Origin of the sequence: Corynebacterium sp. FDAARGOS 1242 (assembly GCF_016889985.1) — a bacterium.
GTDB lineage: Bacteria > Actinomycetota > Actinomycetes > Mycobacteriales > Mycobacteriaceae > Corynebacterium > Corynebacterium minutissimum_B.
On the sequence record NZ_CP069568.1, the window covers coordinates 1,690,148 to 1,715,588 of the forward strand.

At 60.5% G+C, this 25,441-nt stretch carries 15 protein-coding genes and 1 pseudogene; 7 read left to right on the top strand and 9 right to left on the bottom strand.

Translation table 11 applies throughout. The annotated features are described in order from the left end of the window. Positions 1–42: 42 nt before the first annotated feature. The 3 genes from I6J72_RS08035 to gabT all read right to left on the bottom strand — a co-directional run bounded on the left by I6J72_RS08035 (position 43) and on the right by gabT (position 11,748). Positions 43–8,448, bottom strand: a complete 8,406-nt coding sequence (locus tag I6J72_RS08035) for a putative Ig domain-containing protein (RefSeq protein WP_204098811.1) — start codon at positions 8,446–8,448, stop codon at positions 43–45. Positions 8,449–8,906: 458 nt separating this feature from the next. Beyond that, entirely contained in the window at positions 8,907–10,388 is a 1,482-nt protein-coding gene (locus tag I6J72_RS08040) for an NAD-dependent succinate-semialdehyde dehydrogenase (protein ID WP_204098812.1), read from the bottom strand. A 31-nt stretch (positions 10,389–10,419) separates the two neighbouring features. Then, positions 10,420–11,748, bottom strand: coding sequence for a 4-aminobutyrate--2-oxoglutarate transaminase (gene gabT / locus I6J72_RS08045; protein WP_204098813.1), 1,329 nt, complete (start codon positions 11,746–11,748; stop codon positions 10,420–10,422). A gap of 117 nt (positions 11,749–11,865) precedes the next feature. Here gabT and I6J72_RS08050 point away from each other — a divergent pair, with 117 nt between their 5' ends. Continuing rightward, on the top strand, positions 11,866–13,311 hold the full coding sequence (locus I6J72_RS08050) for a PucR family transcriptional regulator (RefSeq protein ID WP_204098814.1): 1,446 nt from the start codon (positions 11,866–11,868) through the stop codon (positions 13,309–13,311). 37 nt (positions 13,312–13,348) lie between these two features. Here I6J72_RS08050 and I6J72_RS08055 read toward each other — a convergent pair whose 3' ends face one another. Continuing rightward, positions 13,349–14,533 carry an acyl-CoA dehydrogenase family protein gene (locus tag I6J72_RS08055; protein WP_204098815.1) on the bottom strand — a complete coding sequence of 395 codons (1,185 nt, stop codon included), beginning with the start codon at positions 14,531–14,533 and terminating at the stop codon, positions 13,349–13,351. A gap of 82 nt (positions 14,534–14,615) precedes the next feature. Between I6J72_RS08055 and I6J72_RS08060 the strand changes: the two genes are divergently transcribed. Genes I6J72_RS08060 through I6J72_RS08070 form a run of 3 tightly spaced genes read left to right on the top strand, consistent with a single transcriptional unit; the run spans position 14,616 to position 16,824 of the window. Next, positions 14,616–15,026: a thioesterase family protein gene (locus tag I6J72_RS08060; RefSeq protein ID WP_204098816.1), complete on the top strand. Its 411-nt coding sequence runs from the start codon at positions 14,616–14,618 to the stop codon at positions 15,024–15,026. A 22-nt stretch (positions 15,027–15,048) separates the two neighbouring features. Beyond that, positions 15,049–16,020: a nitronate monooxygenase family protein gene (locus I6J72_RS08065; RefSeq protein ID WP_204098817.1), complete on the top strand. Its 972-nt coding sequence runs from the start codon at positions 15,049–15,051 to the stop codon at positions 16,018–16,020. A 3-nt stretch (positions 16,021–16,023) separates the two neighbouring features. Beyond that, positions 16,024–16,824, top strand: coding sequence for an enoyl-CoA hydratase-related protein (locus tag I6J72_RS08070; RefSeq protein WP_204098818.1), 801 nt, complete (start codon positions 16,024–16,026; stop codon positions 16,822–16,824). Positions 16,825–17,025: 201 nt separating this feature from the next. Here the strand turns inward: I6J72_RS08070 and I6J72_RS08075 are convergent. From I6J72_RS08075 to I6J72_RS08085, 3 genes and pseudogenes are all read right to left on the bottom strand, one after another. Beyond that, positions 17,026–17,230 (bottom strand): annotated as a pseudogene (locus I6J72_RS08075) (IS256 family transposase); the annotation flags it as partial. Between the two features lie 135 nt (positions 17,231–17,365). Beyond that, positions 17,366–18,478, bottom strand: coding sequence for an FAD-dependent monooxygenase (locus I6J72_RS08080; RefSeq protein WP_204098819.1), 1,113 nt, complete (start codon positions 18,476–18,478; stop codon positions 17,366–17,368). A 411-nt stretch (positions 18,479–18,889) separates the two neighbouring features. Next, complete coding sequence (locus I6J72_RS08085; protein WP_204098820.1) at positions 18,890–19,627, bottom strand: hypothetical protein; 738 nt, start codon at positions 19,625–19,627, stop codon at positions 18,890–18,892. A gap of 377 nt (positions 19,628–20,004) precedes the next feature. Here I6J72_RS08085 and I6J72_RS08090 point away from each other — a divergent pair, with 377 nt between their 5' ends. Continuing rightward, a complete protein-coding gene (locus I6J72_RS08090) occupies positions 20,005–20,451 on the top strand; it encodes a MarR family winged helix-turn-helix transcriptional regulator (RefSeq protein ID WP_204098821.1) in 447 nt (148 codons plus the stop codon). 26 nt (positions 20,452–20,477) lie between these two features. Here I6J72_RS08090 and I6J72_RS08095 read toward each other — a convergent pair whose 3' ends face one another. Together I6J72_RS08095 and I6J72_RS08100 are read right to left on the bottom strand one after the other, a co-directional pair. Then, positions 20,478–21,713: a M20 family metallo-hydrolase gene (locus tag I6J72_RS08095; RefSeq protein WP_204098822.1), complete on the bottom strand. Its 1,236-nt coding sequence runs from the start codon at positions 21,711–21,713 to the stop codon at positions 20,478–20,480. 11 nt (positions 21,714–21,724) lie between these two features. Then, positions 21,725–23,314, bottom strand: coding sequence for an amidohydrolase (locus I6J72_RS08100; protein WP_204098823.1), 1,590 nt, complete (start codon positions 23,312–23,314; stop codon positions 21,725–21,727). A 99-nt stretch (positions 23,315–23,413) separates the two neighbouring features. Between I6J72_RS08100 and I6J72_RS08105 the strand changes: the two genes are divergently transcribed. Continuing rightward, on the top strand, positions 23,414–24,559 hold the full coding sequence (locus tag I6J72_RS08105) for a helix-turn-helix domain-containing protein (protein WP_204098824.1): 1,146 nt from the start codon (positions 23,414–23,416) through the stop codon (positions 24,557–24,559). Between the two features lie 52 nt (positions 24,560–24,611). Then, the gene (locus I6J72_RS08110) at positions 24,612–25,220 is read left to right on the top strand and encodes a cation transporter (protein ID WP_204098825.1); all 609 of its coding nucleotides are present in this window, start codon (positions 24,612–24,614) and stop codon (positions 25,218–25,220) included. Positions 25,221–25,441 lie beyond the last annotated feature (221 nt).

Sequence of the window (25,441 nt, forward strand, 5' to 3'; positions counted from 1 at the left end):
CAGTAGCTTCGGCTGCTCGTAGGGAAATTTCTCAGCGAGAGATTACTTGCTGGAACCACCGTTGGAGGAACCATCGGAAGCATCGTCAGAAGAACCGTTGGAGGAAGAGGAGTTCTTCGGGGAGCAAGCATCTGCCAGCAGGCCGATAGCCAGTGCACCAGCGGCAACCAGAGCGACACCGCCAGCAACCTTGCCAGCTGACTCGCCGTACTTACCGAACTGAGCGTTGATGCCAGCAACCTGCTTAGCAATAGCCGGGTTGTAGACACCCAGCTGCTTCTGCAGTTCGATGTTGGCCTTGTCAATCTGGCCGGAAATCTGCTCGATGAACGGGGACAGACCCGGAACATTGAGCTGGGAAGCCATGCCAACCGGAATCAGGAACAGCAGCGGCAGGCCTACAGCCAGGCCAGCTGGGATACAACGACCCAGGTCAACGCTGGAAGAACCGTTGGAGGAACCGTCGGAGGAACCATCAGAAGACCCATCCGAGCTGCCTGGGTTCTTGCCGGGGTCAGTACCCGGATCAGTACCTGGGTCGGTGTTCGGCTCGGTGACGGTCACGGTGATGCTGTCGATTTCCTTGCCGGAGTCATCGCGGACGATGACGGTTACGGTATCGCCTGGCTTGGCGTCTGGCTTGATGGTGACGATGACATCGCCGTTCTCTTCCAAGGTCGCGGTACCTGGGCCGGTGGTCTTATCGACGTTGGCACCTGCCGGTACCTTGCCGCCGACATTTGGAACCTTCACGGCGCCACCAGCCGGGGCCTTCGCATCGTTCCAAGACGGTGCATCCGGGGTTGGGTCGGTCGGATCCGTCGGGTCGGTCGGGTCCGTCGGGTCGGTCGGGTCCGTTGGGTCGGTCGGGTCGGTCGGATCCGTCGGGTCGGTCGGATCCGTCGGGTCGGTCGGATCCGTTGGGTCCGTCGGATCGGTCGGGTCCGTCGGGTCGGTCGGGTCCGTCGGGTCGGTCGGATCCGTTGGGTCCGTCGGGTCGGTCGGATCCGTCGGCTCGGTGACGGTCACGGTGATGCTGCCGATTTCCTTGCCGGAGTCATCGCGGACGATGACGGTTACGGTATCGCCTGACTTGGCGTCTCGATTGATGGTGACGATGACATCGCCGTTCTCTTCCAAGGTCGCGGTACCTGGGCCGGTGGTCTTATCGACGTTGGCACCTGCCGGTACCTTGCCGCCGACATTTGGAACCTTCACGGCGCCACCAGCCGGGGCCTCCGCATCGTTCCAAGACGGTGCATCCGGGGTTTCCGGAGTATCGCCGGAGGTATCCAAGGTGAACGTTGCCGCAATGGTGTCAGCCACTGCCCCATCCGGGTAGGTGATGACTACCGGAACAACGAGTTCGAGATCATCCGGAGTTGCCGTCCCTGCCTTCGGCGCGATAACCGTCAGCTTGCCGGTGGCTTCATCGATACTTACGTTCCAACCACCTTGGCCGGCCCAATCAGCAGGAATCTTATAGGTCGTGCCGCTCGGAGCATCATCAGAACCGTACCGAACTTCAGCAGAACCAGTCTCACCGGATGCAACCTCTACGGGTTCGGAATAAGCAGGTTTGTAATCCGTGACGTCGGCAGACGCCGGCTCAACAACCGTGACAACAACTTCTACCTCTTCAGTAGAGCCGTCTGGATAAGTCACGGTCACCGGAATGGTGATGGTCTCACCCGGGGTTGCATTCTCCGGGACCTTGACGGTCAGTTCACCCGTTACTGGGTCAACGCTCGCGTTCAGATCCGTGGTGGAGAACTTAGCGCCCTCAGGAAGTACCGTATCGCCGGTTTGTGGGACCTTGACCTCGCTGCCCGGCGCGACGTCTACCGGCGGGTAGGCCGGGTTATTTGCGTCTGCTAGCGGTTGCTGCGGATCCTTGACCACGATATGGAATTCGCTGGTCGAAGATACGCCATTCACCGTTGCTTTAACAGTCACGGTGTAGTCGCCAGCCTTGGTTGGCTTGCCAGAAATCTGGCCGGTGGCCGGATCATAGGTCACGCCATCCGGCAGGCCGGAGACGGTGACGTCTGCATCCTTTTTATCAACCACGACGTTGATTGGCATCAACGTCCTATTGGTTTCAACATTCACGTCAGCGATAGGTGCAATCACCGGTGCCGTGACCGGATCATCCGGGGTTGGGTCGGTCGCATCCGTCGGGTCGGTCGGGTCGGTCGGATCCGTCGGGTCGGTCGGGTCGGTCGGGTCGGTCGGATCCGTCGGGTCGGTCGGATCGGTCGGATGGGCTGCTACGACGTCGATGATGAACGTAGTGGTTGCCTTGTTGCCAGCGGCGTTGGTTGCCGTAATAGTAACCTCGCTGCGGCCAAAGGCGCTCGGCTTGCCGCTGATGGTGCCGGTAGCTGGGTCAAATTTGACGCCAGTAGGCAGGCCGGTTGCGCTCAGCGTTGCTGCTGGGTCATCGCTGTGAACGGTGACTTCAGTGACGTCTTCGCCCAGCTTCACGGTCTGATCCGAAATCGGGTCAAGCTTCGGCGCGGTGGTATCGGCCGGCTCACGGACCACGATGGTGAAGGTTTCGTCGGTGGCATTGCCGTTGGCATCGGTGACCGTCACGGTGACCTCGTAGGTGCCCGGCTTGGTCGGGGTGCCGGTGATGGTGGCAACGCCGTCAACGGTCTCAAGCTTCACGCCATCCGGCAGACCGGAGGCCGTTACCTTATCCGTGTCCGAATCAGAAGAGACCCGAATCGTTTCAATCGGCGTATCGGCATCGACAGCCTGATCTGCAATCGGATCCACCTGCGGACCGGTTGCATCCTTTACGGTGATGGTCAGCTGCTTCTCGGTAGTATTGCCTGCCGCATCGGTGGCGGTCACCGTCACTTTATAGGTGCCCGGAGTAGTTGGCACGCCGGAAATCTCGCCCGTGGACGGGAGGAACCGAACGCCATAAGGCAAGCCAGTCACGGTCAGGGTAGCCTGCGGGTCATCCGAGGTGATATGAATCGGGTCAAGCTCGGTGTCTTCCTTGACGGTCCGATCGGCGACGCCGTCTAAGGAAGGCGCCCCAGAATCGACCACGTGGATCGTGAACTTCTCGACGGAAGACTTACCGTTGGCGTCAGTGGCCTTTACGGTGACCACGACGGGGAAGTCCCCCGCGCGGGTTGGAGTACCCGAAATCGTATTGGTAGCGGCGTCGTAAGTAACGCCGTCCGGCAGCCCGGTCACGGTGATCGTCGTAGAAATCGACGGATCCGTCACGGTTGGCTGAACCTCCTCAATCGCCTTCCCCAGCGGCACCTCCTGATCCGAAATTGGTTCCAGAACCGGCGCTCCAGGGTCGACGACGGTGATGGTGAAGGACTTTTCGGTCTTGTTGCCCGCGGCATCGGTGACAACCACGGTCACGGGGTGCTCACCAGCGGTGGTTGGCGTGCCAGAGATGGTCCGGGTTTCTGGGTCGAAGCTGAGACCAGCAGGCAGGCCGATGACCGTCACGGTGTCGCTCGGATCGTCGCTGACTACCTTGACAGGAGCGATGGCATCGCCCTTCTTTACCTCTTGATCGGCGATGGGCGCGACCTCCGGAGCAGTGGAATCGCTGACCGTGATGGTGAAGTCAACGTAGGAGGTGTTTCCGGCTGCATCGGTTGCCAGGACGCGCACTGGGTAGGTGCCCGCGGTGGTTGGCGTGCCGGAAATCGTGTTGGTAGCGGCGTCATACTGAACGCCCTCTGGCAGGCCGACTACGGAAATCTTGGCATCGGGGTCATCCGCCTTGACAACGATATCCTTAATGGCGCTGCCGGCAGCAACGGTTTGGTCACTGATCTCGTCCAGCTTTGGCCCCTGGGCATCGGTGACGGTGATGGTCGAGGTATCGATAGCCTTGTTGCCCGCTTCGTCGACCGCGGTCACGGTCACGGTGTAGGTGCCCGGCTTGGTCGGGGTACCGGTGATTAGTCCCGTCTCTGGGTCAAAAGTCATGCCATCAGGTAGACCTTCGACCGTTACCTTCGCAGAAGGATCATCTACGCGCACTGGAATCGGGTCGGCCTCAGTTCCCGCAGCGACCGTGCTATCGGGCAGCGGCTGGATGACTGGTGCACCGGCGTCATTGACGTTGATGTTGATGACTTCTTCGGTGGTATTGCCAGCGTCGTCCTTAGCGGTGATCGTCACTGGGTAGCTTCCCGGCTTAGTCGGGGTGCCCTCAATCTGCTTGGTATTGGGGTTATAGCTCAAACCCTCAGGCAAGCCAGTGACTGTCAAGGAGGTCACCGCAACGTTGTCCTCAGCGGTAATCTCAATTGGCGTAATCGGGGAATCCGCGGGAACGGTAGGATCCGAAATCGGCGCGATTTGCGGCGCGGTCTTATCGGAGACGGTGATGACAAAATCAACGGGCTCCGAGGTATTGCCGGCGGCATCGGTAGCCGTGACCTTAATGGTGTAGGTTCCCGGCTTCTCTGGGCGGCCGGTAAAGGTGTTGGTCGCGGGGTCGAAGCTAACCCCCTTCGGCAGGGTCTCCGGATCAACCTGGACGGTGGCATCCGGATCATTTACCGAGACCACGACCGGCTCAATCGTCTCGTTCAGAGCGATATCCTGCTTCTCAATCGGATCGATGACTGGGGCGGTCTTGTCTTCGACGGTGATGGTAAACGGTTCGTGGGACACGTTGCCCGCTGCATCAGTTGCCGCAATAACGACATCATAGGTACCCGGCTTAGTCGGGGTGCCCTCGATCTGCTTGGTTCCCGGGTTGTAGCTCAAGCCCTCAGGCAGGCCCGTGACTTCAATCTTCGCGTCTGGATCATCGGTAGCGACCGGAATCTCAGTGATTTTATCACCCTCCGGGACGCTGACATTGTCCACCGGAGTGATGCCAGGCGCCGTTGCATCGTTAACTGCAATGACGAAGGTCTGAGTCGTTGTATTGCCCGCAGCATCGGAAACCGTGACGGTTACTACGGAAGAGCCGGTTTCCTTCGGGGTGCCGGAGATTTTCTTGGTCGCGGGATCGTAGGTCACACCCTCGGGCAGGCCGGTGACGGTCCAGGCGAGATCCTGCGGTGCGGTGGAGTTGTCGGCCGGGTTTAGGCTCATCAGATCGATATCTTTGATGGGCTTCCCCTGGTTAATCGTCTGATCCTCCGGATCATCGAAGGTAGGCGCGGTGGCATCGCCCACGAGCAAGACAACGGTCTCGCTCGTGGAATTACCGGCTGGGTCGGTGGCGGTAACGGTAACGAGGTAGCGCCCCGGAGCGGTTGGGGTGCCCGTGACGAGCCCCGTTTCGCTATCAAAGGTCACGCCCTCGGGCAAGCCGGTAACGGTGATCTTCGCGGTTGGATCCGGGCTGGTAACAGGCTCCAGGTTGAGCGGCTGATCTTCAGGAACCGAGACGTCGCGAAGCGGGCGCAGAGCCGGGGCAACGGTATCGGTGACCGTGATGTTAAAAGTCTTCTCGGTGACGTTTCCATAAGGATCAGTTACCTTGACGGTGACCGGGAAGTTCTTGCCATCTGGGCTCGTGACTTCAGTCTTTGGTGTACCAGAGATGATGCCCGTGGTGGGATCGATACTGACGCCTTCTGGTAGCCCGGACGCGCTGAACTTAGAATTCGGCTCATTGCTGGTCACGTGGATCGGCTCCAAGGCGGTGCCGTTTTCCACGCTCACATCAGCGATATCGTCCACCTTCGGCGCGGTGGTGTCGACTACCTTGAGAAGGAATTCCTGGGTCGAGGTATTGCCGGCGGCATCGGTCGCAGTCACCGTAATTGGGTACTCCCCCGGTGCCTGCGGGATTCCTTCGATCTTGTGGGTCTCCGGGTTATAGGTCACTTCTGGTGGCAGGCCCGCGACTACAACGTTGCTGACGGACTTGTCGAAGTTATCGGTGACGTCTACTGGAATTGCGGTGATCGGTTGACCGGCCTCTGCGGTGGCGTCATTGATCTTGGCAATGGTCGGCGCCTTGGTGTCGGTAACAGTAACGACCAGGTTGGATACAGAGTTATTGCCCTGGGGATCGGTGGCCGATACGGCGACCGTGTAGATGCCCGGTTCGGTTGGGGTACCTTCGAGGGCACCGTTTTGCTCGTTCCAGGTCATGCCCGGCGGGATATCACCTTCCACGGTGACGGTGGCTTTAGGATCGTCCACCTTGATCGGAATCGAAGCAGGCTTATCCTCTGGGACGGTGGCATCCGGGCTGGTGAGAACCGGCGCGGAAGAATCCACGACGCTGATACTGAATGCAGTTTCGGTGACATTTCCGGCGGCATCGGTGACGCGGACGTTAACTGTCGACGCCCCGGTGGCCGACGGAGTACCACTAATGGTTCCGGTCGCAGGATCATAGGTGACGCCATCTGGCAGGCCACTGACCTCAACGCTGGTCACACCGACGTTATCTGTCGGCTTAACCTGAATCGGCGCGATGTCTTTGCCCAGCTCTAGGTTCTGCGAATCGATCTGCGCAATCTCCGGCGGGATGCCGTCAATGACCGTGACCTTGGCATTGACGAGGTCGGTCGAGCCATCGGCGTAGGTGACAATGACCGGGACGGTGTAATCTTCCAGCGCAACATCGGTGCCCGGTGTGGCGGTGATGGTGCCTTGGTCATCAATCTTTACCCACGTTGGGGCGCCATCCGCCAGCTTGAAGGTGGTACCGGCTGGTGCCGGCAGGGTTTCAACGGTTGTTGCGGTAGTCGAGTCGTCGAAAAGCGGCGCCGCAACGGAACCAATGCTGCTTTGAGCCACGGTTGTAGAACCATAGGTGGGCTCGTAGCGCCCGGACGTCGGCAGTGGCTTAACGGTGAAGGAATCCTGCGTTATCGCCAGGCCATCGCGCACGCCAGAGGGCGAGACCGCAAACAAGCGTGCGGTGTAAGTGGTGGTCTTCTTCAAGTTAGGGTCGGTGACAAAACCGCAGGAAGGAAGCCTGCCACTCGCGTCCGGCGCTACCGGCGGGCAGGTGTACTGGGTCAGTTCATTGCCAGCCTCGTCGAACCACGCGATCTGATAACGCGTGTTACCGATTTTGTCGTACTGCAGGCCCGTCGTGGTGGTCTCGATGGCTTGACCCGCTGTAGCGAAGTTGGAGAAAGAGTCATACGGGGTGACGTCAAACTTCAGGTTGCCCGGGTACAGCGCAAAGTTGATGTTGGTGGCGTAATCCAGCGTACCGCCCCAGATAGATGGCCATCCGGCCAAGGTGCCGGCGGAGGTTAAGTTGCTGGTGGTGTTGCCGGTGTAACCGTTGTAGTTAAACGGCGTGTTCACGGAAATGCCCGGCATGTCCTGCATTGAGAAGAACATCCACTCGTCGTTGACGTGCTTCGACTTCATGTTGCCGTTGGCCCAAGAACCTGCCTCGGCGGAATCAGCCAGGTTGTGCCAGGTATAGTCCTTGGACAAAATACCGCGATCGTCCCAGCTATTTCCCCAGGTACCGCGGAACTGCAGCGTGTACCTACCGTTGGCGTCTGTTACCGCCTTGACGGTCTCTGCAATCCACTTCTGCTGGCCTTCCGCTGCCATCCGCTGCTTAATCCACTGCTGCAGCGCGAGTTCTTGCTGGGTACTCCAGTTGGAATCGCGCACGCGGCCCTTGTAACCGATGGCGGCCATGGTTGCGGGATCGTAGATGCGCGAAAGCGCGTAATCAGAAAGGTAGGAGCCATACACAGTGACGTCTGGAGCCACGGAGTCGATACCGTTGACGGACTGGTAGTTCTGCCACAAGAGGGCGCCGGCGGCGGCGTTGGTTTGGTTCCAGAAGACGGTACCGGAGTATTGGCCATAAGAGCCCACGGGATCGTTGGTAGCAGCTTCGGCCAGGTTGTGCATCACGTTGTTGTTAGCGATGGGCGAGTAAGCGATCTTGATGTCGTTATAGGTATCAGACCCCACGGACTGGGTAGTGCCGGCCTCGGTGTTGGCGATGTTGCCTTCCGGCATGATCTGCTCTTGACCATAGGAGTAGAGCAGGTTGTACTGTGAGGTATCCGGATTAATGGACCAGACGCGGAGCTTCTCCCCCTCCGGCAAGTTGGGGTCTGCGTCGAAGTTGCGTCGGACACCCTTGGCGTCAGTAAAGGAGGTCATGCCGATGTGGAACTGACCATCGGCGCCGGTGGTGGTGGTATAAATTGGCGACGCCGTGCCGTCCTTTTCGAACCACTGGGCAAAGACTTTCACGCCAGACATGGGCGCAACGTTTGGATCGTTCAGGTTCGATTGCATGGTGCCGCCGGTCTGCAGGCCCACGAAGCCGTTCACGGAGCGGGTGCTTCCCGCGGGAACCGTGGTGTTTATGGCGGTTTCTTCGGAGGAACCTGGCGCTGCGGTCACCGCCTGGGCTGCAGGCTCATTATCGAGGAGGTTGGGTACAACAACGACCCCGCCCATAACTAGCGCAGCAGCCATGCCTGAGGCAGTGAGCATGCGCCAGCGGCCGCTTAAATCAAGCCCGCTGAGTGCAGTTACAGAACGAGGTGGCCGGAAAGATATCTTTGACATGACCAATACTTTCTCTAATTCAGGTGTTGTCGCGGCTGTAGAACAGACAGAGCGACAACAAGGTACGTGAGGAGGCTGACTATTCGCATAGAGATCGAATTACTCGGGATGTTATGTAGACGTACCGAGCTCCTTGGCAAAAACTTTCAAAATCTCTGGGAAAACCCTTGCCCAATAACAGTAACAATCCCTAGCCGAGCAGCCACTGGAAAGTATATGACTTTAATCACACTAAATTGATTAGGCGTTCAGAGCTCTCTTCCCGCAAGGTTCGTTTTATTTCTCTATGCTCTGCATTTATAGGGCCCTTTTTCTGCAAAAAGTGAGGGCGCCGAGGGGCAATGCCTGTGAAAAATCAGCTCGCTGAGGCTTGCTGGTTAGCGCTAAGGCTTAGCGATGTAGCGCACGGAGATGTACTCCTCGATGCCCTCAGCGCCGCCTTCGCGGCCGAAGCCTGATTCCTTGATGCCACCGAATGGAGCGGCAGCGTCAGAGATAGCAGAGCGATTGATTCCCACCATGCCTGCCTCCAGCGCGTGCGCGAGGTACTCCGCGGTGTGGAAGTTCTCGGTGAAGGCATAGGCTGCCAAACCGAACTCGGTGTCGTTAGCCTTGGCGACTCCTTCCTCCAAGGTGGAGAAGGTGGTCACGGTGGCTACCGGCCCGAAGATCTCCTGGCGCAGAATCTCGGCGTCGTCAGGCACGTTCGCCAGAACGGTCGCTGGATAAAAGAAGCCGGCACCATCCGGGCGCTCGCCGCCGGTGGTGGCGGTGGCCCCCTGCTCAAGCGCGCGCTCGACCAACTGAGCCACTCCGTCGCGTTGCTTCGCACTAATCAGAGGGCCGAGGGTGGTGTCTTCTTCCAAACCATGGCCTGCCTGGATAGCAGCCATCTTCTCCGTCAGGCGCTCTGTGAACTCCTCAGCCACTGCCTCGTGCACGATGAAGCGGTTGGCCGCAATGCAGGCCTCGCCGCCGTTGCGCATCTTCGCCTGCATTGCACAGTCAAGCACTAGGTCGAGGTTTGCGTCCTCGTGGACCAGGAACGGGGCGTTGCCACCGAGCTCCATGGAGGTCCGCTGCAGATTATCGGCAGACTGGCGCACCAGAATCTTGCCCACGCCGGTCGAGCCGGTAAACGTCACCTTGCGCAGGCGCGGATCCGCCATGAGCTCGGAGGACAGCGCGCTCGACTGCGTGGTGGTCACGATGGAGAACACACCAGCCGGCACCTCGTGGCGAGCGAATACCTCTGCGATGACCTCACCCAACAGCAGCATGGTCAACGGGGTTTCCGCAGCGGGCTTGACCACGACCGGGCAGCCAGCGGCGAAGGCCGGGGCAATCTTGCGGGTGGCCATGGCCAGCGGGAAGTTCCACGGGGTGATTGCCAGCACTGGGCCCACCGGGGTGTGGGAGACGGTAATGGAACCATTGCCTGCCGGGGACTGGGAGTAGCGGCCCGGAATGCGCACGGCTTCTTCCGCGAACCAGCGCATGTACTCAGCGCCGTAGGCCACCTCACCCAGTGCTTCCGCGTAGGGCTTTCCCATCTCCAGGGTCATCACGCGAGCGAAGTCTTCCTTGCGCTCAATAATGGCGTTGAAGATGTCAGTGAGGATGATGGAGCGGGTACGCGGCGCAAAAGCTGCCCACTCCTTTTGCGCGGCGTCGGCAAGCTCCAGCGCGCGCATCCAGTCAGCGGAGGTGCCATCTGCAACGTTGGCAATGACTTCTTCCGTTGCTGGGTCGAGGACCTCGAAAGTGGCGCCGCCAGTGGCTGCGACGTTCTTGCCCTCCAGCCAAAGGCCAGTTGGCAGAGAACCCAACAGCTCAGAAACCTGCGAGTAATCAAAGTTTGTCATTTGCTTCTACCCTTTTGGCTGCAGCCCGGACTTACTTGTACTCGTTGAACTGCTTGACCACTACCTGCAGGGCCTCGCGCCACAGATCCTCCGGGATGGCCAGAGAAGGCAGGAAGCGGATGACGTTGTGGTCAAGGCCGCAGGTGAGGATGAGGACGCCCTCTGCCTTTGCGGCATCTGCAATCTTGTGGACGAGCTCGGAGTCTGGCTCGCCCTCTGCGGTGACAAATTCGAGGGCCAGCATGGCGCCGCGGCCGCGGAACTCGGCCACGCGCTCATCGCCCAGGATGGGTTCCAGCTCCTCGCGGGCAATCTTCTCGAGGTTCTGGGCGCGCGCACCGAAGTCCTTCTCCTCGAATTCCTTGAAGGTTGCCAGTGCAGCAGCACAGGCCACCGGGTTACCGGTGTAGGTACCTCCCAGGCCACCTGGCTGCGGGGCATCCATGATTTCCGCGCGACCGGTCACTGCGGACAGCGGCATGCCGGAGGCAATACCCTTAGCGATAGTCACCATATCTGGAACGATGCCCTCATGGTCGGAGGCAAACCAGGTACCGGTGCGCATCATGCCCGCCTGGATCTCGTCGACGATGAAGACGACGTCATTGTCGTTGCACCACTTCTGGATTGCTGCAAGGTAGCCCTCAGCTGGGACGACAAAGCCGCCCTCGCCCTGAATCGGCTCAGCAACAACACAGGCCAGGTTGGTCGCGCCAACCTCCTGCTCGATCATGGTGATGGTCTTCTTGGCAGCCTCAGCGCCGCTCAGGCCATCGCGCAAGGGGTAGGACATCGGCGCGCGGTAGATTTCCGGAGCAAAGGGACCAAAGCCGTTCTTGTAGGGCGACTGCTTAGCGGTCATCGCCATGGTCAGGTTCGTGCGGCCGTGGAAGGCGCGGTCCATGACCACAACGCCGCGTTTGCCGGTGTAGTTACGGGCAATCTTTACTGCGTTCTCCACGGCCTCCGCGCCGGAGTTGAACAGCGCGGTCTTCTTCGGATGATCGCCCGGGGTGACCTCGTTGAGCTTTTCTGCCACGGCCACATAAGACTCGTACGGGGAAATGGTGAAGGAGGTGTGGGTGAAGTGCGCTACCGCCTCCTGGACAGCAGCGACGACAGCTGGGTTGGATGCACCAGCGGAAGTCACGGCAATACCGGAGGCGAGGTCGATGAAGCGGTTGCCGTCGGCGTCGGCAAGAATGCCGCCATCGGCATCCACCACGTAGCCCGGAAGCGACGGCGCCATGCCCGCAGGGAGGGCGTTCTTGCGGCGCTCATCCAGGGCGGCGCTCTTCGGGCCAGGGACCTGCTGGCCCAGGTGGCGGGACTGCTCAATGTGGTACTGAAGTTCCTGCATTGTCTTCCTTTTGTGCTCGGATGAATAGTGTGCCCTTTAGTGTGGCCTCCACCACCCTCTGCGCGATATGGACAAAGTGTATAAATTTTCTCCATTCAACTGTGTAGTCTGTCCATCATGCGTGAGATTTCCTTCCGCTGGCTGCTCAACCAGCGCTCTTTAAACCTGCGAAGCATCGTCACCGCTAGCGCCACGTTCAACACGATCCACGCCTCCGAACTCGCGGACCCTACTGAATTCACCTCCCCCGGCGCGCTCATGCTTACTTTGGGACTTGCCTTTCAGGATGACACGAAAGGGTTCGAGCGCTACGGTGCAGCCCTTGCCGCGGCCGGCGTGCAGGGCATCGGCTTCGGTACCGGGCTGGCCTTTGACAAGGTCCCCACGGAACTTATTCACGCCTGCTCCCACCACAATCTCGCCCTCTTTGAGGTCCCGCGCGCCACCCGTTTCGTGTCCATCACCACGGCCGTGGCTCAAGAACAGGCCCGCCTAGACAACAACGCGCAGTTTGCATTCCACCGCCAGCAGGAGCGCCTCAATCAAGCCGCGGCCGTGAGCATCGGGGCACTCGTCGTGCAAGCCAGTAAAGAACTCGGCGCCGCGGTAGCCGTGGCCAGTTCCTCCGGGGCGGTAGTTACCCGCAGCGATCGCGGCCAGCTCAGCGCAGCCGACGCCGCAGTGGGGGCCGCGGAGCAGACAGGGCGGGGAACGGGTACGTCGACAAGCACTGGCGCCACCATCACCAGCATCTTCGGCTCGGCAGGACGGCGATGGACTCTCGCGGTAACGCGCGTGGAGAAGTTTGATTCTTACTCGCGCGCGCTGATCCGGCACCTAGCGGGCCTGGCCAGCCTGCTTTTGGATCACCCCGACACCACTGCGCACACGATCCTCGGGGCGCTAGCGATTGACACCCAACTTGCCGGCATTGACTCCCCCGCCCTGCAGGCAGCCTTTCATATGGTCGATAGCCATAACCTCGTGGATGTTCTGTTTCTCACGGCACCGTCCCCTTCCCGCCTCGCACGGGCTTTAAGCGAGATTGGAAAGGCCGAACCACTCAGCCTTATCCGCCCGGAGCACGATTCGGCGCTTATCGTCCTTCCCCCGGGCACCGCGAACCCGAACTTAAGTGGGAAACATACGCGCTTCCTCCGAACGTCCATCCTGCAGCACATTCAATGGCAGGCGTTGACACCGACGCTGTTGTCCTCACTCCAGAGCCACGCGCGCAGCCTGCCCCTCGGTGCTGTGGAGGCCTTCGATTCAGCTGCCCCCACCTGGCTGGCAGAACCCGGAGTCCCCGAGGCCCTCGCTGCTCGGCGCGCGGCGACGGTCAGCCGTCTCACCGAGCACGATGCGCAGCACAACACAGACCTGTGCGCCACCCTGCGTTCCTTCCTCGTGGGTAATGCCAACTTGGCCACCGCCGCTTCAGAGCTCGGCGTTCACCGGCACACCGTGCGCGCCCGCTTGGACAAGATAGAGCAACTCTGCGGCGTGGATCTCAGCAACCCGGTCACCCGCGCGGAGCTGCTTTTGCTCAGTCTTGACTCTTAGAAACTCAGTCCAGAACACTCACATCCAGGATGCGTACTTAACTAAACGCCTGCTCCCCCGTCAGCACGCGGCCCAGGATGAGTGTGTGGATCTCATCCGTGCCCTCATAGGTGCGCACTGATTCCAAGTTGGCGGCGTGGCGCAGCGGCGAGTAGTCCGTGGTGATGCCGTTGCCACCGAGGATGGTGCGGGCCTCACGGCAAATCTCGATGGCCGTGCGGCAATTGGCCAGCTTGCCCACGGAAATCTGATAAGGCTCCAACGTGCCAGCGTCCTTGGCGCGACCAAGCTGAAGAGCGAGAAGCTGGCCCTTGTTGAGCTCCACTGCCATGTCAACGAGCTTCTTCTGCGTGAGCTGGAAGGACGCCAAGGAGCGGTCAAACTGCGTGCGCTCCTTGGCGTACTTCAATGCCACCTCCAAGGAGTCGCGCGCTGCACCCAAAGCACCAAAGCTGATGCCGAAACGCGCCTCGTTGAGACACATGAACGGCCCCTTCAGCCCCGAGTGCTTGGGCAGCAGCGCGTCGCCAGGCAGTGCAACACCGTCCAGCGCAATATCGCACTGAATGGACGCGCGCATGGACAGCTTGTTCGTGATGGGAGTCGCTGCAAACCCAGGGATGGACGTCGGCACGATAAAGCCGCGCACGCCGGGCTCCACGCCGGCAGCGGCAGCATCCTCCTCAGCAACCTTGGCCCAGATGATGGCCACTTTGGCCACGCTCGCCAGGCCAATCCAGCGCTTGGCGCCATCGAGTACCCACTCGCCTGAGCGGTAGCGCGCCACCGTCGCCATACCTGCCGGGTCCGAACCCGCGGTCGGCTCCGTTAGCCCAAAGCAACCAATCACGTCGCCCGAGGCCATTCTGGGAAGCCACTCCTGCTTTTGAGCTTCCGAGCCGTGCTTATAAATGGCGGACATCGCCAGCGACCCCTGCACGGAGACCACCGTGCGCAGGCCCGAATCGCCGGCTTCCAATTCCTGCATGGCCAGCCCATACTCCACCGCGGAGCGCCCGGCGCAACCATAGCCGTTAAGGTGCATACCAAACAGTCCGGCCTCCGCGAGCACTGGGAAGATGGATTCTGGCAGAACGGCGTCTTCGTACCACTGCGCCACGTGCGGGCGGATGTGCTCATCCACCAGTGCAGCGACACGATCGCGCGTGGCCTTTTCCTCATCCGTCAACAGGGATTCAATGCCCAGCAGATCCGTTGTCATCACGCTTTCCTCCAAACCGGCGTTACGAACCACAATTCGTCTGTATAGTGATACGCAACACTTTACCTTTCAAGGAGGATCAATGCGCGCCCCCGACAACGCCATACCGGTCACCCTCGCCCTGAGGTGGTCCGACCAGGACGCGAATGCCCACGTCAACAACGCCACAATGGTCACCCTCATCGAGGAAGCCCGCGTTCGCGCCGCAAAGGATCTCACCGGGCCTTTCTCCACGGATACCTACGCTCACGTGGTCCGTTCCCTCGAGGTGGTCTATGACGCCGAGCTCACCTACACCGATTCCATCGAGGCGCGCGTGTGGGTCTCGCGCATTGGCACTACGTCCTACCAGGTCTCCCACGAGCTCATCCAGGACGGGACGTCCTGCGTGTTCGCCACGGCGACGCTGGTGCTTATCGACGTCTCACGGCGCCGCCCCGTACCCCTCCCCGAAGACCTCAAAGAGCGCATGAGCGCCCATTATACCGAATAACCATTCACCTAAGGAGTTAGCCTTGATTTCTACCCGTGTCACTGAAATGCTCGGCATCGAACACCCTATCGTCCAAGGCGGCATGCAGTGGGTCGGCCGCGCCGAGCTCGCCGCCGCAGTATCCAATGCCGGCGGCCTCGGCGTCATCACCGCACTGACCCAGCCCACCCCAGAAGATCTGCGTCAGGAGATTCGCCGCGCCCGCGAACTCACCGACAAACCTTTCGGCGTCAACCTCACCATGCTGCCGGCGATTACTCCGCCGCCTTACGCGGAATACCGCGACGTCATCATTGAAGAAGGTATAAAGATTGCCGAAACCGCCGGCAATAATCCGAAGGACCATATGCCAGCCTTCAAGGACGCGGGCGTCACCGTTATTCACAAGTGCACCTCGGTGCGCCATGCGCTCAGCGCCCAGAAGGTCGGCGTCGACATCGTCAGCATCGATGGCTTCGAATGTGCCGGACACCCCGGCGAAGATGACATCCCGGGCCTCGTCCTCATTCCGGCGGCTGCAGACCAGCTGGATATCCCCATCATCGCCTCCGGCGGCTTTGCTGATGGCCGCGGTTTGGCTGCCGCGCTCGCCTTGGGCGCCGAGGGCATCAACATGGGCACCCGCTTCGTTGCCTCCACGGAAGCGCCTGTGCACGAGAACGTCAAGCAGGCCATCGTGGAGCGCTCCGAGCTCGATACCCAACTCATTCTCCGCGAGCTGCGCAATTCCACCCGTGTGGCTAAGAACGCCGTCAGTGATGAGGTAGCCGAGCGCCTGGCCCAGGGCGCAGAGTTTGGCGATATCCGCCATCTCGTCGCCGGCAAGCGCGGCCGCGCAGTCTACGAAACCGGTGACCTAGATGCCGGCGTGTGGACCTGTGGCACCTCACAGGGCCTCATCCACGACGTCGCCTCGTGTGCCGACATCGTCTCCCGCATCACTGCCGACGCCGAGCGCATCATCTCCTCTCTCACCACGCTTGTTAAGGACTAACCCATGACCGAAGCCATCCTGACCCGCCGTGAAGGTTCTACCCTCATTGCCCAGATCAACAACTCCTCGCGCCGCAATGCCATTGCCAAGGAACACTGCGTAGCACTCTCCGCCGCGCTTTCCGACGCCTCACAGGACCCCTCCATCCGCGCCCTCATCATCACCGGTGATGAGACTGCCTTCTGTGCAGGCGCGGACATCGTGGCGGCGGCCCAGGCCGCGGCTGCAGCACAGCAGTCGGACGAGACCCCCAACCCGGCTGAGTCGACGATGCTGCCGCAGCTCAACGCCCTCATCTCTGAGATCCAGGCCGCTGAGGTGCCCGTCATCGCCGCCGTCGAAGGCGCTGCCGCCGGCGCCGGCGCCTCGCTGGCCTTTGCCTGCGATCTCATCGTGGCCGGCGAGGAATCCTATTTCACGCTGCCTTTCGGCAAGATTGGCCTCATCCCCGACGGCGGTGTCAGCCTCACTGCTTTGGCCTCACTGGGCCGCCACCGCGCGCTCGCGCTGTCCCTGCTGCAGGACAAGCTGGGGGTCGAGGAGGCTGCGGACGCAGGGATCGTCGCTAAGCGCGCGCCCCAAGGTCAAGCCCTGGAAGCCGCACTGAAGGTAGTAGAGCGCCTGCACATTGCCCCGCGCGATGCTCTGACCAAGGCTAAGGAGGCCATCAACCGCACTGCGCTAAGACAGCTGGACGAGCAGCTGACGTGGGAAGAGCCCACGCAGTACGCTCAGATGGCCTCTGCCGGGCACAAGGAAGGTGTCATGGCTTTCTTGGAGAAGCGCCCAGCAAAGTTCGACTAGAAAAGACGCACAGACGATTGCCAGGCTGAGTCCATGGCGATGCCAGCACGGCCCGCCATACTCATTGTTGTGCGTTTGAGAGAGCGCATGCGAGAGAGAGAACCCCTCCCCCTCCGGAGGGCGGCTTAAGCCGATACACGGAGGGACTTGATAGAGACGCCGACGAGCCCCCTATTCCTTGGGGGCTCGTCGACGTTTTCGGGTTAAGGGCCAAATCTGTGTCGTTTTCTCGTCCATCCAGGAACGGTAGATCGTGGAGAGTTCGTGCAGTTGTGCACCCCCATACTGCTGCTTCGTCCGAGGTGGTGCTCTGGGTCAGTTTCAGCGCAAGTGTGTAGATGGTGCGCCCAGCATCAGTGCGAGGCTGCGCGATGGAGTAGCGGCGTATCACGCGTTGGGCGATGACATGGTCGATAGTCGCTGCAATGATCCTTGCCACCGCGGAAGAGCTTCTGCTGCGACCCGACGCGTTCGCCTACATGATGCAGATGAAGAAGCTCATCATCGATGACTTCTAAACCTGGCTCAGCCTACAATTGCTCTACAACGCGGGCATTTCCCAGCTGGTAACCGCCTGCACTTGTCGGTTAGTAGCTGCATCCGGCATACGTTGGAGCACCCAATTGCGCGCTGCTGCTATCCGAGCACCTCCGGTGTGAACAGTGCGCCCAACGAGCCCGGATCGACGCGCAATGTTCTGGCTTCGGCGGAGACGGTGCTCGTCGTAAGCCCCGAAATCCACATTGCCGTTCTGAAGAAGCGCGGCAAGAACTGCGGCATCCTCAAGACCCTGGCATGCCCCCTGCCCGAGGTTCGGGGTCATTGCGTGGGCCGCATCGCCCACCAGCACCACCTTGCCGGTGTGGTAACTCGGCAGGGGAGACGCCAACTCCTGGATCGGCAGGTACTGGATCGACTCCTCCGGCGTCGAGTGAAGCAAGGCAGGAATGGGTTCATGCCACTGACCGAAGGCGTCCCTCAACTGGCTCAGGCCGGTCTCGCTTGGCTGAGCTTCCGGCCCGGAGAGGACAGCGAACCAGTAGACGCGACCGTTGTGAAGCGGGACGGCTCCGAATCGAGCGCCCACGCCCCAGGTTTCGAAGCCAACGTTCAGAGCTGGGGCTTCGCTGATTGCCCGCCACGCGTTGTAGCCTGCGTAGCTGATTCCGGGGTCGTTGAAGCAGCTGCGGCGTACCGAGCTGCGGATCCCGTCTGCCCCAATCAACACGTCGAACTGTTCCTGTGAGCCGTCGGCGAAGCTGACGACGCCGGAGCCCGCGTCAACGTGCACGGAATCGGCGGACGTGTGAATACGCGCCCCGGGAATATCCTCTAAGAGCAGCGCGTGGAGCTCGGATCGATCGAGCGCAAGTGAGGCCTTGGTAATCTCGGCCGGGATGTTCGTTAGCCAGTTTCCCTGCGGCCTACGCAATCCACCCTGTAAGGGGACTTGGTTTTCTTGGAGTTCACGGAAGCCCGCCCCAATACCTAGAGCATCGAGAGCGGCTAGGCCGTTCGGGGCGAGGGTGATGCCGGCGCCGCCGCTGCGAACTCGCGGGTGACGTTCGTAAATTTGCACGTCTATACCGTGGCGGTGAAGGGCTGCCCCTAGTGCAAGACCGGAAATACCAGCGCCGATGATTCCTATTCTCATGGCTCCCGAGATTACCTTAGGTCTGCCTTACCCCCGTTCCTAACCCCGGGGACAACTCCCCATCCTTATGCCCCGCAGCCTCAATAGCCCTTACCTGCACAATCGTTCACTTGCAGGGAACACACAGCTCACACGCTCTACCCATCCCGGCCACGAACGAGCATTTTTAATAAAAAAGTTGCATACTGAGTTTCGTGCGTTGGAGAGAACGCACACAGAGAGAGATAGAGAGACTTCAGCGCTCGTGGCCCCCTTAGCGTGCGGCCCGGGCGCTGAAGTTTTGCTTCAGGCAACCCACCCTTCGCCCTTCACGTCGGGCCCCAAGATCGGCAAAAGCAAAAGCCCCCGCCTCAGTTCAATGAGGCAGGGGCGCAGGAACCTAGGAACCTATGAACCTAGGAGCTTCCTATTTTAGAAAGGGAGCTTGATGTTCAGGTTCAGGGTCTTGGCGATTACCGGGAAGGCAGCAGCTACAGCGGCCAGAACGCCGGCAACGATGCCGAAGATAGCCAGCGGGGTCGGCTTGCCGTCCTTGGAGGACAGAGCATCGCGAGCGGAGCTCTTCTTGTCACCTGGCTCATTAGTCGGGGTCGGCTCAGCAGACTTGGAAGAAGAAGGAGTAGTGGTTGCGGAAGCGCTCTCAGAGGGCTCAGAGGACTTGGTGGTGCTTGCAGACGAAGAAGCCTCAGAGGACTTGGTGGTGCTTGCAGACGAAGAAGCATCGGAAGACTTGGTGGTGCTTGCAGAAGAAGAAGCCTCAGAGGACTTAGTAGCGGAAGCGCTCTCGGATGCCTTCGCCTCGGTGGTCTTCTCGGAGGTGGTTTCCTTCGACTCGGTGGTCTCCTCGGAGGTCTCCTCAGACTCGGACTCCCCCTCTGCAGACTCAGGAGCCTTGGCCTCGCCGCTTTCGACGTATTTCTCCATATCCGCCTTTGAGATGGTCCCGACAGGCTTATCTGCCTTGTCCGTTAAACCCGAATTAGCAGCAGGGACGTAGTTTCCCTCAGAGTTCTTGTAGTAGGTCACACCGTTGTAGACCAAGGTGTCAGCCAGTGAAACGCCGTCGTTTGCGGCGAAAGCCGCAGTGGTGCCACCAAGAACGAGGGCGCCGGACAGGGCAGCTGCAGCAAGGGTGCGCGAAATCTTCATGAGTATCTCCTATAGGGATTCGAATACTAGGGAGCCAAGATTTGACCGAAGCTAACGATAGTCACATTCATCTGTCGCTTCGTAGAAATTTCGCTTTATACCCCCGTGAGCGAAAAAGAAAGAATGCTCAACCTACGCGCGTGGAACCATAGAAAATTCGTGGCTATCTGGCATTTTTGTTTAGCACCACTGACTGACAATGTCGCGTCGAAAAATTCTGAAAAGATTTCGTGGGCTACCCCCATCGTGCGGTAGTCACTATGCCGGAGAGGTAGCGGAGAGTCAGGGAAACACCCTCTACGAGATAGAGCGCCTATTGAAATTCCTTATGGAAATCCGGTTGCGGCCACCATCCTCCAACTCATACGCTTAGTCGCGTGGCTGATAACGAAAAGGTTTCGGAGACTATTGCTGAATGGCGCAGGCTAGAGCGAGCCCGCGCGCGGTTTGATGCGGAAGCACGCCGTGAATACGGCATCTCCGGTTCCCATCTCAATCTTCTCCGGCTCATCGATAAGAAGGGCCCCATCCCGATTTTGCAGCTGCGTAAGGAGTTGGGTTGGCAGCCGGCCACCATTGGCCAGGCGGTGAAGCGGTTGGTGCGCGATGACCTTATTTCTATTGTCGATGACCCCGCAGACCTTCGCCGCCGTCTGTGCGCTATCACCGAAGAGGGCCGTCACTTCCTGCTTCACGTGCCGCTCACCGGCCCAGCGCGTCTGCGCACCTATGAGGTCAGTGAAGAAGAGCTGGAAGCGATGAAGCGCGGCTTTGAGATCGCGCTGACCGCTTTCGGTTACGAGAACTGGAAAGATGACGATTAGTTCTCCCAGCTCTCGTTACGGTTGGCTTACTCTTCCCCGCACCCGGTGGTGACCAGGCGCTGCGCCACATGAGTAAACACGTCGAGGCCCGCTAGGCAGTCGGCCTCAGTGGTGAACTCCTTCTCATTATGAGAGATGCCGTCAACAGACGGGATGAAAAGCATCACCGTTGGCACCATCTCCTTAAGGTTGGTCGAGTCATGGCCGGCCACCGTATAGATCTCCTGGTAGGGGTAGCCACGCTCTTCAACAACGTCACGCGCCAGCGCCACACCATCGGCCGGGTAAGGGTTCAGAGCCCACTCGTGGGTCGGGGTCAGCTCTACCGAAGTGCGGGATTCTTGCTCCGCAGCAGAAATGATCTCTTGCAAGCGCTCGAAGGCAGCATCGAGCACCTCCGTGGAGGGTGAGCGCACGTCGATGTTAAAGCGCACCTCGCGGGCAATGGTTACCGGTGAGTTCGGTTCCAGTGTGAGCTGGGAGACCGAAGCCTGCAACTGACCCTCCGGGAATTCGTGGGTAAGACGCTCCACCTCCGCGATAATGAGGGAAGCACCAAAAAGGGCGTCTTTCCTATCAGCCATGAGGGTAGAGCCGGTATGGCCTTGTTCGCCGGAGACCACCGCTTGGAACTTCTTTGCTCCCCACGTGGCAGTGACCAATCCGATGGTGTTGCCGTTGGCTTCTAATTCTTTGCCTTGCTCGACATGGATCTCCGCATAGGAGGCCAGAGTGGGCGCCTCGCCGCGCGGAGCCCAGCCTGCGGCCTCCTGCGCTTCGGCGACGGTGACGCCGGCGAGGTCGGTGACTGAGTGGGCGTCGGCAAGCGCGAGCGTTCCGGTGAAAACAGAACTGCCCATCATGGACGGCGCGAAGCGTGAGCCTTCCTCATTGAACCAGTTGATGACCGCAAGGTTGTAGCGCGCGTCCACACCCGACTGGGCCACGCGGCCTGCTGCATGCGCTGCCGCAAGCACACCATAGGCGCCGTCGAAGCGGCCGGCCAAAGGCTGGGAATCCAGGTGCGAGCCTAAGCCGACAAACTCAGCGCCGGAGTTGAGTTCGAAGAGCCCGTATTGGTTGCCAATCTCGTCGTAGATCACGCGCGCGCCGAGAGATTCGAGGACCTCGTGGAACCAGGCACGGTTGAGGTTGTCGCCCTCGCTGGCGGCCTGGCGCTCCACGCCGCCACCGGGGGTAGCACCGTTGGCGGACATGGCCTGGAAATCGGCTAGAAACTGTTCATCAGTGGTTGCTCGCATCGCTTTTCTCCTTAGAAGCTTCCGTAGCGCAGCTCGCCGCCCACGATGGTGGCGGCCACGTCGATGGTGGATAGATCAGTCGTCAGTGGGTCGGCGGACAGCAGCACAAAATCCGCAAGCTGTCCTGGAATAACCTGGCCTTTTCGGCCTGCCCAGCCTGTTGCTGCAGCGGAACCGGCGGTGTAGGCATAGAGCGCTTCCGCAGGCGTAAGCCGGTCGGCAGGACCAAAGTCCTGGCCCGTCTCAGTGCGGCGTTCGATGGCTGCTTTCATAACGTCGAGCGGCACGCCGGGAGCCACGGGTTGATCGGAGCTGCCGGGGAGGATGAGGTCGGCGGCGAGAAGCCGCTTGCCCGGATAGCTCCATGCCGCGCGTTTCGGTCCCAGCGCCTTTGCCATCGCATCACCAAATGTCGAGATAAACAGCGGCTGCGGCACCACCACGATGGGTTGGCCGCGCAGGCGCTCAATCTGATCTGGGCGCACAATACCGCCGTGCTCAATGCGGTGCGGCATAGCCGGAATGCCATTTTTCTCCACGGCCATCTCTAGGGTCTCAATCGCAAAGTCCACGGCCGCATCCCCGATGGCATGAATCGCCAGGGACCAGCCAGAAGCCGCAGCCTTGAGGGCGCGCTCGCGCATCTGCTCAGGATCTCCCTGGAAGTAGCCGTGGTGCTGGCAGCAGGCATACTCTTCCGTCAGCGCAGCGGTGGTGCCGAGGATGGAGCCATCACTGAACATCTTGACAGGGCCAATCTGTAGCCATTCATCACCAAAGCCGGTGCGTAAACCACCATCGAGTCCCCATCCGGGCCCATCCGATTCATGGCCCTCAATCTTGTGGAGGACATCCATGGTCACCATGATCTGCATGCGCGTATGCAGCGTGGCGTTCTGGTAGGCCGCGATTTCACGGGGGCTATGTCCGATCCAGCCGCCGGCCACGCCCGCATCTGTCACTGAGGTAAGCCCGCGCTCAAGGTAGCGGCGCGTGGCCAGCTCCAAGGCGCGCGCAATCTCCTCGCCCGATTCCGGAAGTGTGACGTTCTGGATGAGCCGCATGGCGTTTTCATCGACGAGTCCGGTGCAGTTTCCTTCTTCATCGCGGACAAACTCACCGCCCTCCACCTCTGGCGGGTCGGCCGGGTCAATGCCCGCTGCGCGCAAGGCTGCAGTATTAACAGTGTAGGCATGTCCAGAGTTGTGTTTGATGAGCAACGGCTTGCCGTCCGTGGCGCGGTCCAGCCCCGCAATGGTTACCGGAGTATCCAGCCCCGACGGCCTAAACCCAGAGGCAATGATCCAGCCATCCGGGTTGGGCTCGGCGCTGGTGAGGGCAGAGTAGACGTCGTCAGGGGTGGCGGCCTGGGAGAGGTCTACTTCGAGCAGTGTTTGCCCAAACCACACGGTGTGCGAGTGCGCATCATTAAATCCCGGGGTCAGGGTTCGCCCGCCGGCATCCCACGTCGTATCCGCGGGGAGGGCGCGTGCAGCATCATCCAGCGCGAGGATTCGGCCGTGAGCAAAAGCCACGGCACTCGCCACTGGGCGGGCTGGGTCCTGGGTAAGAATGTGGGCGTTATCGATGAGCGTAATCATGAGACCTCCTTGTGCTGTTCACCACATATTAATGTGCGCCGTGACGCATGCCGCAAGGGCAGGGCGTTGTCCTATCCCCAGCGGTGTAAGGTTGTGCATATGCACGAGGAGCGGTGGCGTGAGATTGTCACGGAGGTTCATAGCGATATCCCCCGTTTGGTGGAGGACTTCCTTGCCGCTTTCACCGCGACTGGCCGCTATGGCGATTCGCTTGTAAGCGAGGATGAGCTGCGGCTGACAGCCTTCGAGGTTTTCGCACGAATCACAGAAGTGCTGGTGGGCACCATGGACAAGTCAGAATTGCGTACCCACGCGCAGAATCTGGGCCGGCGGCGCGCACGGCAGGGAGTGGAGTTGGCCTCGCTTATCGACGCCATCCAGCTCGACTTCGACATCCTCTGGACCCGCCTGCGCGCCGCCGCCGGTACGGATCAATCCACCCTCATTGAACACGTGGCCCACCTACATTCCGTTGTGACGTTGTACAACCTCATGGTGCGCGATGCCTACCGCGTGGAAGAGGCCCGCGGCCAGCACGACGTGCGCTTGGCCCATGCGCGCCACTTGGAGCGCCTTCTCGCCGCCGACGACCTTGACCCACTCGGCGTCACTGAGATCGCCCGCGCCCTCGACACGGACGCAGATACCCACTTCCACGTCGTCATCGCACACCCCACCGCCGCGGTGGAATTACGCGCGCTTCTCGACGCCCCCATCGCCTCCGGCACCACCTTTGGCCACGGCACACGCGGCATGTTCGTGGCCTTTTGGACTGCGGAAACACCCGCAGGGGCCACGGAAAACCGCAACGAGCTTGCAGCAATCCCCGGCGTACGCTTCCCCTCCGTGCAGGGCCTGGGCGGCGTCCGCGCCGCCGCCCGCCAAGCCCCACGCCTCTTCGCCGCTGCCGGCACACTCCCCCGACTCATCGACGCATCCGATCTCCTCTGGGCCGTGGCCGGCGATGCCATCGCCAGCTTCGAGGGAAGCCCTGTCACCCAGGTCACGGAAGCCATCGCGACACTGCGCAGCACCAACCCTCCGGTCTACGACACCCTCACGACCTACCTCGACACCGGCTCCATCAAAGACACCGCCGAGGCCCTCCACTGCCACCGCAACACGGTTATCAACCGCCTCCACCACGTGACTACCGCCACCTGCCTCGACGTCACCCAACCCAAAGGCGCGGCGCTGACGCTTCTCTGCCTCTTTCGCGCAGCGCCACCTGCGAAGGCGGACTAGATCGAGGGGCCACCGTTAGGTCGCGCGGGCTGGCCAAGTAGGCTCGAGAGCTGTGTCTCAAGAGCTCTCTTCGTCCACCTTGGATCAGCGCGCCCGCCGCATCGTCGCGTGGGTTGCAGCACTAAACCTCATCGGCTTCTTTGGCGAGTTCATCATCGCCTGCATTATCGGCTCAGCGTCGCTGTTTGCTGACGCAGCTGACTTCCTCGAAGACTTTCTCATCAACGCGCTCGTGCTCGCGGCATTGAGGTGGTCGATGGAGGGACGTCGAAAAGCGAGCTATGGCCTTGCAGGACTGATTCTGATTCCTGCGTTGGCGTCGTTTGGCATGGCGATATGGAAAATCATCAACGGCGCCGTGCCCGAGCCGCTTGCTTTGTCGGGCACCGCCATCGCGGCCATGATCATCAACCTCGTGTGCGCGGTATTGCTCATCCAGCTACGCCATGGAGGTGCCCTGACGCGCGGCGCGTGGCTCGCGGCCCGCAATGACGTGGCCGCCAACATCCTCATCATCGGCGCGGGTCTTCTCATGATGGTGTGGGTAAGTCCCTGGCCGGACATCGTGGTGGGGATTCTCATTGGCGCTATCAACCTGCGCGCAGCAGCTGAGGTTTTTGAGCAAGCGCGCGCTGAGGATCCGGAAATCGAAGAGGACTAGACGCCGTTAACTTCAGCATGTTTTAAGCAGAGAGCGTCAAATTCTACAATTTTGCTTGCACCTTGCGACACGAAAAGTAACTTCCTAGCCGCTCTTGTTGAACGATTTTTACCCCCTGAATGGGTCAAACTTTAGTTGATGTCCGAACGGTCAAGAAGACGTTTTCCCAGAATACGGTCTAGATAACAAGACCAAGGTAAACGCAATTTTCTTAGTCAATT

What these genes read in the sequence shown, in the direction of transcription:
- I6J72_RS08060 (WP_204098816.1), top strand. Translation starts at nt 14,616, where the DNA reads ATGCGCGCCCCCGACAACGCCATACCGGTCACCCTCGCCCTGAGGTGG.
- I6J72_RS08100 (WP_204098823.1), bottom strand. Translation starts at nt 23,314, where the DNA reads ATGATTACGCTCATCGATAACGCCCACATTCTTACCCAGGACCCAGCC.
- I6J72_RS08085 (WP_204098820.1), bottom strand. Translation starts at nt 19,627, where the DNA reads ATGAAGATTTCGCGCACCCTTGCTGCAGCTGCCCTGTCCGGCGCCCTC.
- I6J72_RS08080 (WP_204098819.1), bottom strand. Translation starts at nt 18,478, where the DNA reads ATGAGAATAGGAATCATCGGCGCTGGTATTTCCGGTCTTGCACTAGGG.
- I6J72_RS08050 (WP_204098814.1), top strand. Translation starts at nt 11,866, where the DNA reads ATGCGTGAGATTTCCTTCCGCTGGCTGCTCAACCAGCGCTCTTTAAAC.
- I6J72_RS08035 (WP_204098811.1), bottom strand. Translation starts at nt 8,448, where the DNA reads ATGCTCACTGCCTCAGGCATGGCTGCTGCGCTAGTTATGGGCGGGGTC.
- I6J72_RS08105 (WP_204098824.1), top strand. Translation starts at nt 23,414, where the DNA reads ATGCACGAGGAGCGGTGGCGTGAGATTGTCACGGAGGTTCATAGCGAT.
- I6J72_RS08040 (WP_204098812.1), bottom strand. Translation starts at nt 10,388, where the DNA reads ATGACAAACTTTGATTACTCGCAGGTTTCTGAGCTGTTGGGTTCTCTG.
- I6J72_RS08070 (WP_204098818.1), top strand. Translation starts at nt 16,024, where the DNA reads ATGACCGAAGCCATCCTGACCCGCCGTGAAGGTTCTACCCTCATTGCC.
- I6J72_RS08095 (WP_204098822.1), bottom strand. Translation starts at nt 21,713, where the DNA reads ATGCGAGCAACCACTGATGAACAGTTTCTAGCCGATTTCCAGGCCATG.
- gabT (WP_204098813.1), bottom strand. Translation starts at nt 11,748, where the DNA reads ATGCAGGAACTTCAGTACCACATTGAGCAGTCCCGCCACCTGGGCCAG.
- I6J72_RS08055 (WP_204098815.1), bottom strand. Translation starts at nt 14,533, where the DNA reads ATGACAACGGATCTGCTGGGCATTGAATCCCTGTTGACGGATGAGGAA.